This window comes from Paenibacillus aurantiacus (assembly GCF_042431225.1).
GTDB lineage: Bacteria > Bacillota > Bacilli > Paenibacillales > Paenibacillaceae > Paenibacillus_Z > Paenibacillus_Z aurantiacus.
In genome coordinates this window covers 190,005-203,745 of record NZ_JBHMDO010000039.1, presented here as the reverse complement: position 1 = coordinate 203,745, position 13,741 = coordinate 190,005, and the positions used below count along the sequence as shown (strand labels likewise).

Below are 13,741 nucleotides of genomic sequence, written 5' to 3'. Positions count from 1 at the left end.
CGGTGCGGATGATTCGTCGTCGTGCGAGGGGGTAGCGACTTCTTATCCAAACAGTAGCGATGGTTGTGTCCCAATCGGATCGATCCCTCTTAACGCTTCAGTGTGCGCAATAGGTACGAATAAAGCCGACTTCAAAATTATCTGAAGTCGGCTTTATTGCGTTATTGTTCAGTTATAGGTAAGAGACCGTCTGTCTTCCAATTCGTTAGAACTACTCGGATTGCGCATGTCCGGCATCAGATTCCCGCAGGCGCTTGGCGTAATAATCGCGCACGATCGGCTCCGCCTTCTTCGCGTACATGCAGTAATCGTCGTTATCGGCGGCGTCCTCAGGCGTGTACAGCTTCGGCGGCCAGTCCCACAGCATGAATCCTTGCACCCAGGGACGAGCATCACAGGCTGCGAACGCGGCGTTGTACCAGTCGGCTTGGGCTTGCTCGCTCGGCGCGCCCACAAGACCCCAATCGTTCGGGACATAAGGCGATCCTACGCGGCTAGGGCAGCCGGCTTCCATGAAGAAGAAGGGTTTGCAGAACTTGCGGACGGTCGGCTCGATCCGGTCCAGCTGCGTCTCCCAGTCGTCGATCGGATAGTAACCGCTCGAGGAGATGACGTCGACGGCATCCCACCAAGCGACCTGGTTCTCCTGATACTTGTCGCAGTTGTACGTAATCGGGCCGGAATAGACGCCGCGCACGTCCTTGATGAGCTGTCGCCATTCCTGCTCGCGGCGGTCGGTCTGCACCATCTCGCAGCCGATGCAGAGCATGTCAGCGCCCATCTCTTCGGCGATGCGCGCGTAGTGAAGCATGAAGCGGGTATAGGAGGCGAACCAATCCGACCACTTCGGCTCGCAAGGGACGTCGATATCGAAGAAATTAATATGCGCGCGCCACGTGCCGTTCCGGCAGTTGACGACCGGCTTCAATACGACCTTAAGTCCAAGCGACTTCGCCTTGCGGATCGCGCCGCGCACTTCATCGTCCGTCACCGTTGGTTCTTCCTCGAACTTGATTTCGGTCGCTTGGGGATGATCCTGCAGCGCTCCGAATGAGATCGCCGTCCAATTGACGCCGAGACGCTCGGCCATCGCCTCCATCGACCGTTCCGCTTCCGGGGCGGCCCATGTGCCGCGCACGCCCGTCCATCCCCATGTCATACCCGCGATGTAATCATCGAACCTGCCTTGCTTCTCGTTCCTATTCATCCGATTTCGCCTCTCTCATTTAGGATCGTCAACCATTTGCCCTGATCATAACAAATAGAATAACAAAAGGTCAATTTGTTTCGTTTATACCTAACAATTTCGTTGAATAGCATAATGAAAACGGTTAATCGCATGTTATGTGGTCAAGTTAGGGGGAAGTTATTATTTTTTTAGCAAAAGTAAAAGCAAGACTATAAATAACAATTCAGACCATTTTCTCTCGTTTGGCCGTGCGATACACTAACCATGTGCTCGATGAAAGCGATACCAATATTCAGGGGGAATGGGAAATGAGAAAATCAGCACTACTCGCTATGACACTGGTCGCGATGCTGTCGATGTCGGCCTGCTCGAGCGGCAATAACGGCGGGAACAACGGTGAAGCCGCGGAAGGCGGCGGAAACGGCGCGAACGCCGGCACGAATGCTAACGCAGGCGCAAACAGCGGCAAGACCGATGGCGATGCGGCCGCAACGAACGAAGGCGCCGCCAATTCCGAAGTGAAGGGCGAGGTTACGTTCCTGACGAACCGGACCGACATGATCGACAAGGAGTACAACGATTACGAGAAGAAGTTCGAGGCCAAATACCCAGGCGTCGACCTGAAGTTCGAGACGATCGCCAACGACTACAATTCTCAGCTTAAAGTGCGGATCGCCTCCGGCAAATATCCGGACGTCGTCCTGATCGCCGATGCGATTCCGAATTCCGATTTTCCGAAATATTTCGAGCCGCTCGACGATATCCAATTCTCTGACGAGCTCAACTTCAAAGACATGAAGTCGTTCGAGGGCAAAAGCTACGGCATCTCTTCCGGCGGCAACACATTCGGTATCGTGTACAACAAGCAGGCGTTCGCCAAAGCGGGCATTACGGACGTGCCGAAGACGTTGGATGAGTTATATGCCGACAGTCAGAAGTTGAAAGACGCGGGCATCGTGCCGTTCGCTTCGAACTTCAAAGACAAATGGCCGCTCGGCGCATGGTCGAATGACGTCGTCTCGATCATCTCCGGCAAGCCGGACGTCGGCAACCTGCGTGCCGAGACCGATACGCCATACGCGCAGGATAGCGCCTATTTCCAATCTTGGAGCATCATCCGCGAGATGTACAGCAAAGGTTTCCTCGAGAAGGACGTCAACTCCACGAACTGGGAGCAATCGAAGAAAGACGTCGCGACCGGCAAGTTCGCCATGTACGGCCTCGGCAACTGGGTCATCAACCAAGTTATCGGCGCAGGCGCCAAGTCCGAGGATGTCGGCTTCTTCCCGTTCCCGGCTGACAATTCCGGCACGCCGAAGGCGCCGCTCGGCTCCGACTTCTTCTACGCGGTGAACAAAGGCGGCAACACGGCTGCAGCCAAAGCGTTCATTCAATGGATGATCGAAGAATCCGGCTACGAGGACTTCGCAGGCTTCATCCCGACGCTGAAGAACAAGCAGTCCGGACTCGCGCAGCTGGCCGAGTTCAAAGGCTACAACCCGACGTTCGTCGAAGCGGTGGCGGGCAGCGACAAGGCCACCCAGATTCAGAATGAAGCGAAAATCGACCAAGAGGCGCTCGTGCAGGAATTCGTGCTGTCGAAGGATCCGATCAAAGTCATCGACAAAGCGAACGAGCAATGGGCGAAAGCAAGAAAGAAAGTTCAATAAAAGAGAAGCTTGACTTGGGATAATCAAAAGGGGCAGGAGTCGCGCTTTCCGGGCGCCGGCTTCCTTGCCCGCCTTAGTCAGGCGATAGGATTCGGGAGGAGGGGATTACATGCTGGGCAGATTAAACTTTTCCACGCAGAAAAAAATCATTATCGTCGCGTTCGTCGCCATTCCGGTATTGCTGCTGCTGACGTTCGCGTATTATCCCGCGCTTGAGCTGGTCCGCCTTAGTTTCACGAACTGGGACGGGATGAGCCCGACATCGGACTACATCGGCTGGGACAATTACAAGGAAGTGTTCAGCAATTCCGAGATTTTCGGCGTATTCAAGAATAACTTCGCCTACTTCGCAGTTGGCATCGTGCAGAACATTGTCGCAATCTACTTCGCTGTAATTCTGAACGGCAAGCTGAGAGGTCGGAACTTCTTCCGGCTTATGCTATTCCTGCCTTACATTCTCAACGGCGTCGCGGTCGCGTACTTGTTCAGCTACGTGTTCGACACGACGCAGGGCTCGCTCAACTTCCTGCTAGGCCATCTCGGCTTCGCCAGCGACACGAGCTGGCTCGGCAATGAAAGCATGATCAACTACACGCTCGCCTCGATTGGCTTCTGGCGTTTCATGGGCTTTAACATGGTCGTCTATCTGGCAGCGCTGCAGGCGATTCCGTCCGATATTTACGAAGCGGCGGCGATCGACGGAGCGGGGGGCTGGAAGTCGTTCCTCCATATTACGCTGCCGAATTTGTACAGAATCATCGAGCTGAATCTATTCCTCACCGTGACCGGCGCGCTGGAAGTATTCGATCTGCCGTACATCGTAACCAAGGGCGGACCGGCGGGCGCAAGCGAAACCTTCGTCATGAAAATCGTGGAGACGGCGTTCCAATTCAACGATTACGGATTGGCTTCGGCGATGAGCGTCGTGCTGCTCGTCTTCGTCGTCGTGCTCCTTTCGATACAACGTTATTTTCTGAACCGGGGAGGTCAAGACTAACATGGAAAGACGAACTCCGATCTGGACGACGGTCAAATACCTCTCCCTGCTTATTGCCGTATTCGGCGTGCTCTACCCGCCGTACATCATCGTGGCAAATGCCTTCAAGACGCGCGACGAATTCAACTTGAAGCCGGCGACGTCGCTGCCGGACAGCTTCCTGAATTTCGGCAACTTCGGCAAAGCCTATCAAGCCGCGGATATGACGTCCGCATTCGGCAACCAGCTTATCATCATCGTCTGCACGCTGATTCTGAATATCGCGCTTGGCTCGGCGTTCTGCTATGCGGTCGGCCGCTTCAAATTCAAGGGCAGCGGCTTCATCATCGGGCTGTTCATGTTCGCGACGATCATTCCTGGCATCACGACGCAGGTCGTCAACTTCAAGACGATTCAGTCGCTTGGCCTGCATGATCATCTCGGCGGTCCGGTGCTGCTGTACGTCGGCGCGGACGTGCTCATGATTTTCATCTACCTGCAATTTATCCGCAATATCCCGTACGAGCTGGACGAGAGCGCGATGATGGAAGGCGCGTCGCTGCTCAAAATTTTCACCACGATTATCTTCCCGCTGCTCGTGCCGGCGACGGCGACGATCGCGATTTTGAAGGTCATTGCCATCTACAACGATTTCTTCGTGCCGCTCTTGTATTTGCCAAGTCCGGAGAAAGTCGTCGTCTCGACGTCGCTCATGCGCTTCTTCGGCAATAACAGTGGGGATTGGCAGATGGTATCCGCGGCGCTATTGATTATCATGATTCCGACGGCGCTGCTCTATCTGTTCTTGCAGCGTTACATTTTCGCAGGGGTGACCAACGGCGCGGTCAAATAAGAGGCGGGGCTTGCAACTTCCCCGCCGATGCGGCACACTGGTGGGACAAAGACAGGCTCGGCGGAAGGACGGCGTTAATGCGTGAATATCATCATTGTGGACGACGAGGAATTCATTCGGTTGGGACTAGCCAAAATCATGTCGAGAATGAGCTTGCCGATCAATGTCGTCGGCTCTCATGCCAACGGCCGGGATGCGCTGACCCATGTGCTCGATTTGGCGCCGGACGCGCTCGATTTGCTTATAACGGATATTAAAATGCCGATGATGGATGGCTTGAAGCTGATCGAGCAGGTTCGGGAATCGCGCCGTGACCTGCCGATCGCCGTCTTGAGCGGTTACGGAGAATTCGAGTACGCCAGGCTCGCGATGCGGATGGGCGTGAAGGATTACTTGCTGAAGCCGGTGGATACGGCGCAGCTGCATGAGCTATTGAACTCGGTCTATCAGGGCACGGTGGCCGAATCCAAGCTGCTAGACGCGGAAGAGACGCTTGGCGAAGGCGAGGAGCGGGACCACTATGCGGTCGAGGAGCTCAAGCGGATTCTGAACGCGGAGTATAACAAGAATTTCGAGCTCGAACAGCTGGCGAAGGCGGTCGGCATGAGCGCCAGCTACATTAGCCGGCTGTTCCGCGGCAAGACGGGACTTACATTAACCGACTACGTGATCGGCCTGCGAATGGAGAAGGCAAAGCAATTCCTGACCGATCATCCGCATCTGCGGAACTACGAAATCTCGCAGCTTGTCGGCTATTACGACCCGGTCTACTTCAACAAGCTGTTCAAGCGGACCTTCGGCATGACGCCGAAAGAGTATAAGGAGAAGCACCATTCGTAATACGTAAGCGCCCGCCCCAGTCAGAGGCGAGGGCAAGGAAGTCGAACCGATGGAGGCTCGCGGCCAAGGGGCTGCGGGCCTTCTTGTCATTTAGGTGAAGCCACCCATTGCCTATAGTTGACAGGCTTAAGTCTTAGGGCTGATTTAAAATCCACTGAAGCTTTGTCCGCGAGGACAAAAGCGTGCCCCGCTCAAGCTGACCCGTCGACCGCGAGCCATAGTGGCTGCACGAAGAAGGGAGTCCAGAGGGCGAAGCCCTATGGTTCCCTTCGGCGGAGGGGGAAGGGGGAGGGACTCGCGCATGAAGCTTTGTCCGACAGGACAAAAGCGTGCCCCGCTCAAGCTGACCCGCCGACCGCGAGCCATAGTGGCTGCACGAAGAAGGGAGTCCAGAGGGTGAAGCCCTATGGTTCCCCTCGGCGGAGGGGGAAGGGGGAGGGACTCGCGCATGAAGCTTTGTCCGACAGGACAAAAGCGTGCCCCGCTCAAGTCAACCCGCCGACCGCGAACAATGGTGGCTGTACGAAGAAGGGAGTCCAGAGGGCGAAGCCCTATGGTTCCCCTCGGCGGAGGGGGAAATGCGGGTTTTAGAGGGCGAAGCCCTATGGTGCCGTCTACCCGGATTGGCGCACGACCAGCCGGGAAGACAACGCGATGCGCTCGGCGAGCGCGCCGGGATTGTCTCTTCGGCGGGCCAGCTGCTCGACGCCGCGGTAGCCGAGTGCTTCCTTCGCCAGCTCCGTCGTCGTCAGAGGCGGGTCGAAGTAGGCGGCCTGTTCGATATTATCGAAGCCGACGACCGCGCATCGCGCCGGAATGTCGACGCCGCGCTTCTTCAACAATTGGATAAGCTCGAGCGCGATATGGTCGTTCGCGCATACGATGGCGTCGATGTCGTGTTCCGCGAGCAGCAGCTCTGCTTTACGCGCCAAGTTCTCCTGCCACCCTTGCTCTTTATACCGGAACGTCAGCTTGCGGAGCACGCAGCCCGATGCCCGTCCGCCTAATTCTTCCACCGCCTGCCGGCATCCGGTCCACCGGTCGCGGAAGCTGACGGCGAACGCATCGTCGCCGACGAAGAGCAGCGACCGCCGGCCGGCTTGCGCGAGGTGACGGACTAGCCGTCCGCCGCTCTCCGCGTTGTCGTTGAACACCGAATCGGCTTCGATTAACGGATCGCGGTGATCGATCAGCACGATTGGCTGACCCATTTGGTAGATGGCCGCGACCGAGCCTGTCGGCATCTGTCCGACGATGAGATGGCCCAGGCACAGCCGCTCGTCCAGATAGTGAGGGAACGATGGCCGTCCCGCATTGCCGCCGGAGGTCATGACATACTGCCAACCAAGGGCGCTTGCGCCGGCGGAGATGCCGGACAAGACACGACCCCAGTATGCAGGGTCCTGGGCTTGCCGCTCATCGACCCAGATAAGAATATAGGAGGCTGGCGTTTCGGCAGCAGCTGCTTCGCTGTCTGTTTTTGCCAAACGGTAACCTAACATTTTGGCGGCAGACCAAACGCGCTGGCGAGTTTCCTCGCTGACGCCAGGCTTGCCCGAGAGCGCCTGTGAGACGGAATATTTGGACAAACCGAGATGATCCGCGATTGTTTGCATCGAAACTTTAGCCATAAGTTCGGATTCTCCTCTTGACGGTTGCTGGCATAACGCTTAAATTGACTGAGAAAATCATAACACGAACCAAACATACCTAACAAGGAGGCTCCTCCATGAAGCCTGTATTATTTTATGATGAATCTTTCCCATATCCTGGTCAACCGCTGACAGCCGAGACGCTGGAGAAGCTTAGCGCGGAATTCCGCATTGCGAACGCGAACGAACTTGCCGAGGCGCTTGCTGGGGAAGGCGGCGATTGTCTCGTTCATTTGCACGGACCTTATTTCCCGAAGACGGCTTGGCATGCGATCCTCCAGCATCTTCGGGCAGGCAAAGGGCTGCTGCATGCGGGCGGCGCGCCGTTCAAGAATCCGGTTAACGAAGAGGGCGGCGCATGGAAGGTCGAGCGCGAGCAGACCGCATATCACGCGCAGCTGCTCATGCATGAGACGCTTCGCGTCAAACGTGATCCAATCGCGTCGCTGGCGCATAATCCGGATTTCCCGCTCTTGGCATCTCGCGAAGGATTGTTCGACATCGAAGATACGTACGGTCTTATTCTGCACGTCACGCGCAGCGACGACCATCCGGACCAGCTCGGGTCTAGCGGTCCGATGGATGCCCACATCTATCCGCTGTTGAAGGGCATCTCCAAGACGGGGCGCGAGGTAGCGGCGCCAGTCGTGCTGCTGGAGCATACCAAAGGCGATTATGCTGGGGGCCGGTGGGTGATGATCAACCAGCAGCTTGGCGAGTCGTTCTGGCACGGCGGCGGCGCGCAGGCGCTGCGCGAGTGGGCGTCTTTCGCCGGACGGCCGGTAACGGAAGCATGGGTCAAGCCGAATTATGCCAGCTATGAGCCGGGCGAGAAGCCGGTGCTCTCGGTGCAGCATCAGATCATCCGGCGCTCGGACTCGCGTTCGTGGCGTTATGTGCTGAGCGTCCTGCGCGAAGGCGCCGAAGCTTGGAGCGGAGAAGGCGAGCTGAAGACGTCGAATGATATCGGCTTCCTGCGTACGGTGCTGCCAATTGCCGCTGAGCCGGGGCTGTACGAGATTGTCTGCACGCTGACCGCTAGCGACGGCGAGCGCCGGACGCTGCGACAAGGCTTCTGGGGGATGGACCGCGAGCTGCTTGCGAAGGGGGAATCGCTTCGCTGCGGACGCGATTACTTCGAGAAGAACGGCAAGCCGATGCCAATCGTCGGCATGACGTACATGACCTCGGACGTGGCGCGCAAATTCCTGTTCTTGCCGAACGTATCCGCATGGAACCGCGATATGGCTCAGATGGAGAAGGCGGGCATTAACCTGATCCGTACCGGCATCTGGACGGCATGGCGGAACTTCGCATTCGTCGACGGTCATACGACGGAGGAGACGCTGCGGGCGATCGACGCGTTCATCCTGACGGCGGCCCGGCACGGACTGGAGCTGACGTTCAACTTCTTCTCCTTCACGCCGGAGACATGGGAGGGCGTCAATCCTTATCTCGATCCGCGAAGCGTCGAGGCGCAGAAGCGGTTCATCGCCTCGGTCGTCTCCCGGCACACGGAGACGAACAACGTGCAGTGGGATTTGATCAACGAGCCGACCATGTTCGATCCGAAGCGGCTGTTCCAAGGTCCGCGCTCGGCGCGCGACCCGTTCGAGAAGGCGCGCTTCTCCGCTTGGCTGCGCGAGCGGCACGGCACGATCGAAGCGCTGCAAGAGCGGTGGAACATGACGCCGGCCGAGCTGCCGGATTTCGAAGCGGCAATCGCGCCGGAGCCGTCCGACATCAACTTCAGCGTGCAGGACGTTGGCGGCATGAAGCGGGGGCTTCGCTGGCTCGACTACTGCCTCTTCTCCCAGGATATGCACAACGTATGGGCGTCTGAATTGACGGCCTCTATCAAACGGATCGTGCCGAACCAGCTCGTGACGGTCGGGCAGGACGAAGGGCTGCCGTCGCAGCGTCCAACGCCATTCTTCTATGCCGAAGCGGTCGATTACACAACCGTGCATACGTGGTGGGAGATGGACAATCTCGTCTGGGACGGCGTGTTCACGAAGGATCCGCAGAAGCCGAACCTCGTCCAGGAGACCGGCATCATGTACGTCGAGACGGCCGATGGCAAAGCCAAGCGGAGCGAAGAGGAGCTTCGCGGCATCCTGGAGCGCAAATACGCGTATTCATTCGCTACAGGCGGCGCAGGAGCGGTGCAATGGGTGTGGAACACGAATTTCTATATGAACAACGTGAACGAATCGAACATTGGCGCGCTGCGGGCAGACGGCACGGAGAAGCCGGAGACGGACGTCTCCTATCAGTTCGGCGCGTTCATGAAGCAGGTGGGCAGTCAGTTCGCCGGCCGCAAGCTCGAAGAGATCGCGATCGTGTTCCCGTATTCTAACGACCTGGGCAATCGCAGACTCGCATACGATGCAACGAGCCGTCTCGTGCGGACGCTCGCCTATGATATGAAGCTGCCGGTTCGCGGCATCGGCGAATACCAGTTGGAGCGGCTTGGCGACGAGCATGTACCGCTGATTGCCGTGCCGAGCGCGCATAATTTCCGCGACGAAGCGCTCAAGCAGCTGATCGGACGAATCTCGGAGAAAGGCGGCACGCTGCTGCTTACGGGACCGATCAGCCTGGATGCGTATTGGGCCGTAAACAAGCGGGCGGCGGATTTGGTCGGCGAGACGGAAGTTGTCAACATTCGCCGGGAAGAGCTGCTTGACTTGGATGGGAGCATCTATCCGGTATCCTTCGGCGGCCAGCGGATCGCGGATACGAACAAGGAAGTACCTGCGGGTGACACGGGAGCGGCGAAGCTGGTTACGGTTCCGGTCGGGCGGGGCACGCTCATCTGGTGCCCGCTGCCTGTGGAGCTGAACGAACGCAAGGACGTCATTCAGGCCGTCTACGAGCAGGCGCTGGCGAAGGCGGGCGTCGGCCAGGAAATGGAGTGGCGCAAAGGCGGCGAGCTTCCGGGCGTATTCGGGCGCAAGCTTGCTTTCCACGAAGGCAGCTTATACGTCTTCGTCTCGGAACTCGGAAGCGATGCGGACATCGAGGTGGGTGATCCGGCGACGGGCGCAAGCTATGCCTTCAAGCTGGAACGCGAGCGCAGCGTCCTGTTCTTCGCGGACGTGAAGGGCGAAATCCAGGCGGTCTGCCGCCCGGACGAAGTAAGTATTCAGACGCGGCATAACCAACTGACCTAATCAATCGCGACTACGGCTTCGAGCGGGCGGGGGAGGGGCTCAACATGCGTGGGAGCTTGCGATTCTATCGGCGCGATCGATCGCACGGAAGAGAATGCCCGCCTCCGTCCGCCTTGCGAGGCTAAGAAGCGAAGTTGCAGATGAACAGCCAGAGAGAACAAGCATGGAGAGAGGAGCATTCGGCATGAGCTTGACAGCCGCGGCTTGGCAGGAAGAGATCGAGCGGGAATGGAAGGACGGCATTTTGCGGTTTTGGATGACGCACGCGGTAGATGAGGAGAGGGGCGGATTCTTTGGCGAGATCGCGGAAGATGGGACGCCCAATCCGTCCGCGCGCCGCAGCCTGGTGCTGAATACGAGATTGCTGTGGACGTTCTCCTCTGCCTATCGGACGACGGGCGATCAACGATACTTGGATATGGCTGTACGCGCCTATCGGTATTTGACGGAGAAATTCACAGATCCGGTTCACGGCGGCATGTATTGGATGGTCGACGCGGACGGCGAGCCGGTAGAAGACAAGAAGCAAGTATACGGCCAAGCGTTCGCAGTGTACGCCCTATCGGAATACGTTCGCGCAACCGGCAGCGAGCAGGCGCTTACCCAATCTATCGCAATCTTCCGGAATATGGAACGACATGCCTATGATCGGGTTCACGGCGGCTACTTCGAGGCGCTGGCTCGCGATTGGGCGCGATTCGAGGACTACAGCTTGAGCCACCACGGCGTGAAGGCCGAGAAGACCATGAACAATCACCTCCATATTATGGAGGCGTATACGAATTTGTACCGCGTATGGCCGGAGGGAGAGCTTCGGCAGCAGATGACCGCGGTCATCGAGCTGACGCTGGAACGCATCGTTAATGGGGCGAACGGACATTTTCATCTGTTCTTCGACGACGCATGGCACGTGCAGTCGGATCATATTTCGTACGGCCATGACATCGAAGGCAGCTGGCTGATCACGGAAGCGGCCGACGTGCTGGGCGATGCCGGCTTGATCGAACGGGCGAAGGAAGCGGCGGTTCGGATGGCCGCGGCTACGTTGGCGGAGGGCGTCGATGCGGACGGCGGACTGTGGAATGAAGGGACGTCGGAAGGGCTCATCGACCGGAACAAAGATTGGTGGCCGCAGGCGGAAGCGATGGTCGGCTTCTTCAATGCCTATCAATTGACGGGCGAGAAGCAGTACCGGGAAGCCGCGCTGGGGGCCTGGCGTTTCATTCGCGAAAATCTAGTCGATGCGCAGTACGGCGAATGGTATTGGAGCGTCACGGAGAAGGGCGAGCCGCTCTCGCGAATCAAGGCTAACCCGTGGAAATGCCCGTACCACAATGGCCGCGCCTGTCTGGAGATGATCGAGCGGCTGGCGCACGATGCAGGGGAGCAGAAGAGCGCGCCATGAATTCCGCCACGACAACCGAAGCGCAGTCGCTGAACGTGGAGAAGCTGTTCGAACAGGGGCATATCAAGCAAGGGAAGGCGCTGCGCGCGCTGCTCGCCTTGTACCGCGGGCAGCGTCTTAATCTGGCGCTATCGGCATTCTTCTTCCTCATCAAACATTCGCCTGTTTGGGCGATTCCGATCATTACGGCGGATATGATCAACCATCTCAGCGATCCGACCGTTCAAGGACTTGGCTGGCTGTGGATCGATCTGGCGATCGTCTCAGCCGTCATTGTGCAGAACATTCCGACTCAGATCGCGCACGTCAGCTTCATGAGCCGGGCTTCCCGTCATATTGAAGCCGCGCTGCGCGGCACGCTGATTCGCAAGCTGCAGCGATTGTCCATGTCCTATCATAGCGACATGAAGTCCGGCCGAATGCAGTCGAAGGTGCTGCGGGACGTCGAGGCGATCGAGACGATGTCCAAGCAGATGATGTACGCATTCGTACCGGCCGTGCTTAACGTCGTCGTAGCGCTTGCGATCACGTTGACGACGAGCGTGACGATTGCGTCGTTCTTCATCCTCGTTATCCCGTTCGCCATCGGGCTCGTCTTCTTGTTCCGCCGGCGCATTCAGCTTGGCAACCGCGAATTCCGCAGGGAAGTGGAGCAGATGTCCGGTCAGGTGGCGGAGACGGTGGAGATGATCCCCGTCACGCGGGCGCATGGTCTGGAAGAGACGGCGATCCACAAGGTGGATCAAACGTTGCGCAGTATCAAAACCAAAGGCTATAAGCTGGACGTCATGGAAGCGTGGTTCGGCTCATCCAGCTGGGTCACCTTTACGCTGTTCCAGATGCTATGTCTTGGTTTCAGCTGCATTCAGGTCGAACGCGGCGTCATCAACGTCGGCGACGTAATCATGTATCAGGGCTTCTTCTCCTCGATTCTGATGGCGGTCAACCAAATTATCGTCGTGTATCCGCAGATCGCCAAAGGAATGGAATCGATTCATTCCGTATCCGAGGTGCTGCTATCCACGGATACCGAGGGTTATGAAGGCACGAAACAAATCGGCATTGTCAAAGGCGACATCGAATTCGACCGCGTCCGATTCAGCTACGGCGACACCGATAAGCATGTGCTGGAAGATTTCAGCTTGCACGTGCGCGCAGGCGAGACGATTGCGTTCGTCGGCGCGTCGGGAGCTGGCAAGTCGACCGTGCTGAACTTGGCGATCGGCTTCTATCGGCCGACCTCGGGTACGGTGAAGGTGGACGGCATTCCGTTCGATGAACTGGACATGCGCAGCTTCCGGCACAATCTCGCCGTCGTCCCGCAGTCGACCGTGCTTTTCTCGGGGACGATCCGCGACAATATTGCGTATGGGCTAGAGGGCGTGACGGAGGAGAAGTTGCGGCGCGTCATCCAGCTTGCGAACCTGCAGGACGTCATTGACGCGATGCCGCAAGGGCTGGATACGATGATCGGCGAGCACGGCGGCAAGCTGTCTGGCGGGCAGCGTCAACGCATCGCGATCGCCCGGGCGATGATCCGGGAGCCTCGCGTCATTTTGCTCGACGAGGCAACCTCTGCGCTCGATAACATATCCGAGCACGTCGTGCAGAAGGCGATGCAGGAGCTGGTCCGAGACCGTACCACTTTTATCGTTGCGCACCGGTTGTCCACCATTCGCGACGCCGACCGGATCGTCGTCATGAACAACGGGCGGATCGCGGAGGTCGGAACATACGAGGAATTGATCGGCGCTCGCGGCGCTTTCTATGAATTGAAACAACTGCAGGCCTAACGTTATACCTTCGTTATTTTCTTCGCGACGAGCAGCTCCGCCGTTAAGCGGCGAGGGCTGCTTTAGTCTGGCTATATACATGCATAATGGAGCCGATTACCGCCATTCTGGCTAACTATTGCGATTCGTTATGATTGATCAGCATTGTTATGCACCTAACATTCAGTTATATTTAGGATAACAAATA

General features: G+C 57.7%; 9 protein-coding genes. 7 read left to right on the top strand and 2 right to left on the bottom strand.

Going from position 1 to position 13,741, the window contains the following annotated elements:
• Positions 1-211: 211 nt before the first annotated feature.
• Positions 212-1,207 (bottom strand): glycoside hydrolase family 113, encoded by a 996-nt coding sequence (locus ACFFSY_RS24730; RefSeq protein WP_377499148.1) that lies wholly within the window; start codon positions 1,205-1,207, stop codon positions 212-214.
• A gap of 290 nt (positions 1,208-1,497) precedes the next feature.
• Here ACFFSY_RS24730 and ACFFSY_RS24725 point away from each other — a divergent pair, with 290 nt between their 5' ends.
• The 4 genes from ACFFSY_RS24725 to ACFFSY_RS24710 all read left to right on the top strand — a co-directional run bounded on the left by ACFFSY_RS24725 (position 1,498) and on the right by ACFFSY_RS24710 (position 5,528).
• A complete protein-coding gene (locus tag ACFFSY_RS24725) occupies positions 1,498-2,859 on the top strand; it encodes an ABC transporter substrate-binding protein (protein WP_377499146.1) in 1,362 nt (453 codons plus the stop codon).
• Positions 2,860-2,968: 109 nt separating this feature from the next.
• Positions 2,969-3,856, top strand: a complete 888-nt coding sequence (locus tag ACFFSY_RS24720; RefSeq protein ID WP_377499144.1) for a carbohydrate ABC transporter permease — start codon at positions 2,969-2,971, stop codon at positions 3,854-3,856.
• Position 3,857: 1 nt separating this feature from the next.
• Complete coding sequence (locus ACFFSY_RS24715) at positions 3,858-4,688, top strand: carbohydrate ABC transporter permease (RefSeq protein ID WP_377499142.1); 831 nt, start codon at positions 3,858-3,860, stop codon at positions 4,686-4,688.
• 81 nt (positions 4,689-4,769) lie between these two features.
• On the top strand, positions 4,770-5,528 hold the full coding sequence (locus tag ACFFSY_RS24710; protein ID WP_377499140.1) for a response regulator transcription factor: 759 nt from the start codon (positions 4,770-4,772) through the stop codon (positions 5,526-5,528).
• A gap of 614 nt (positions 5,529-6,142) precedes the next feature.
• Here ACFFSY_RS24710 and ACFFSY_RS24705 read toward each other — a convergent pair.
• Positions 6,143-7,159: a LacI family DNA-binding transcriptional regulator gene (locus ACFFSY_RS24705; protein WP_377499138.1), complete on the bottom strand. Its 1,017-nt coding sequence runs from the start codon at positions 7,157-7,159 to the stop codon at positions 6,143-6,145.
• A gap of 98 nt (positions 7,160-7,257) precedes the next feature.
• Here ACFFSY_RS24705 and ACFFSY_RS24700 point away from each other — a divergent pair, with 98 nt between their 5' ends.
• The 3 genes from ACFFSY_RS24700 (at position 7,258) to ACFFSY_RS24690 (ending at position 13,554) form a co-directional block, all read left to right on the top strand.
• The gene (locus ACFFSY_RS24700) at positions 7,258-10,356 is read left to right on the top strand and encodes a beta-galactosidase (RefSeq protein WP_377499136.1); all 3,099 of its coding nucleotides are present in this window, start codon (positions 7,258-7,260) and stop codon (positions 10,354-10,356) included.
• A gap of 184 nt (positions 10,357-10,540) precedes the next feature.
• Positions 10,541-11,761, top strand: a complete 1,221-nt coding sequence (locus tag ACFFSY_RS24695; protein ID WP_377499134.1) for an AGE family epimerase/isomerase — start codon at positions 10,541-10,543, stop codon at positions 11,759-11,761.
• Positions 11,758-13,554, top strand: coding sequence for an ABC transporter ATP-binding protein (locus ACFFSY_RS24690; protein WP_377499132.1), 1,797 nt, complete (start codon positions 11,758-11,760; stop codon positions 13,552-13,554). The genes ACFFSY_RS24695 and ACFFSY_RS24690 overlap by 4 nt, the downstream gene beginning before the upstream one ends.
• Positions 13,555-13,741: the final 187 nt, after the last annotated feature.

Excerpts from the sequence above, each read along its gene's own strand:
- ACFFSY_RS24695 (WP_377499134.1), top strand. The coding sequence starts at position 10,541 with ATGAGCTTGACAGCCGCGGCTTGGCAGGAAGAGATCGAGCGGGAATGG.
- ACFFSY_RS24700 (WP_377499136.1), top strand. The coding sequence starts at position 7,258 with ATGAAGCCTGTATTATTTTATGATGAATCTTTCCCATATCCTGGTCAA.
- ACFFSY_RS24705 (WP_377499138.1), bottom strand. The coding sequence starts at position 7,159 with ATGGCTAAAGTTTCGATGCAAACAATCGCGGATCATCTCGGTTTGTCC.
- ACFFSY_RS24720 (WP_377499144.1), top strand. The coding sequence starts at position 2,969 with ATGCTGGGCAGATTAAACTTTTCCACGCAGAAAAAAATCATTATCGTC.
- ACFFSY_RS24725 (WP_377499146.1), top strand. The coding sequence starts at position 1,498 with ATGAGAAAATCAGCACTACTCGCTATGACACTGGTCGCGATGCTGTCG.
- ACFFSY_RS24730 (WP_377499148.1), bottom strand. The coding sequence starts at position 1,207 with ATGAATAGGAACGAGAAGCAAGGCAGGTTCGATGATTACATCGCGGGT.
- ACFFSY_RS24715 (WP_377499142.1), top strand. The coding sequence starts at position 3,858 with ATGGAAAGACGAACTCCGATCTGGACGACGGTCAAATACCTCTCCCTG.
- ACFFSY_RS24690 (WP_377499132.1), top strand. The coding sequence starts at position 11,758 with ATGAATTCCGCCACGACAACCGAAGCGCAGTCGCTGAACGTGGAGAAG.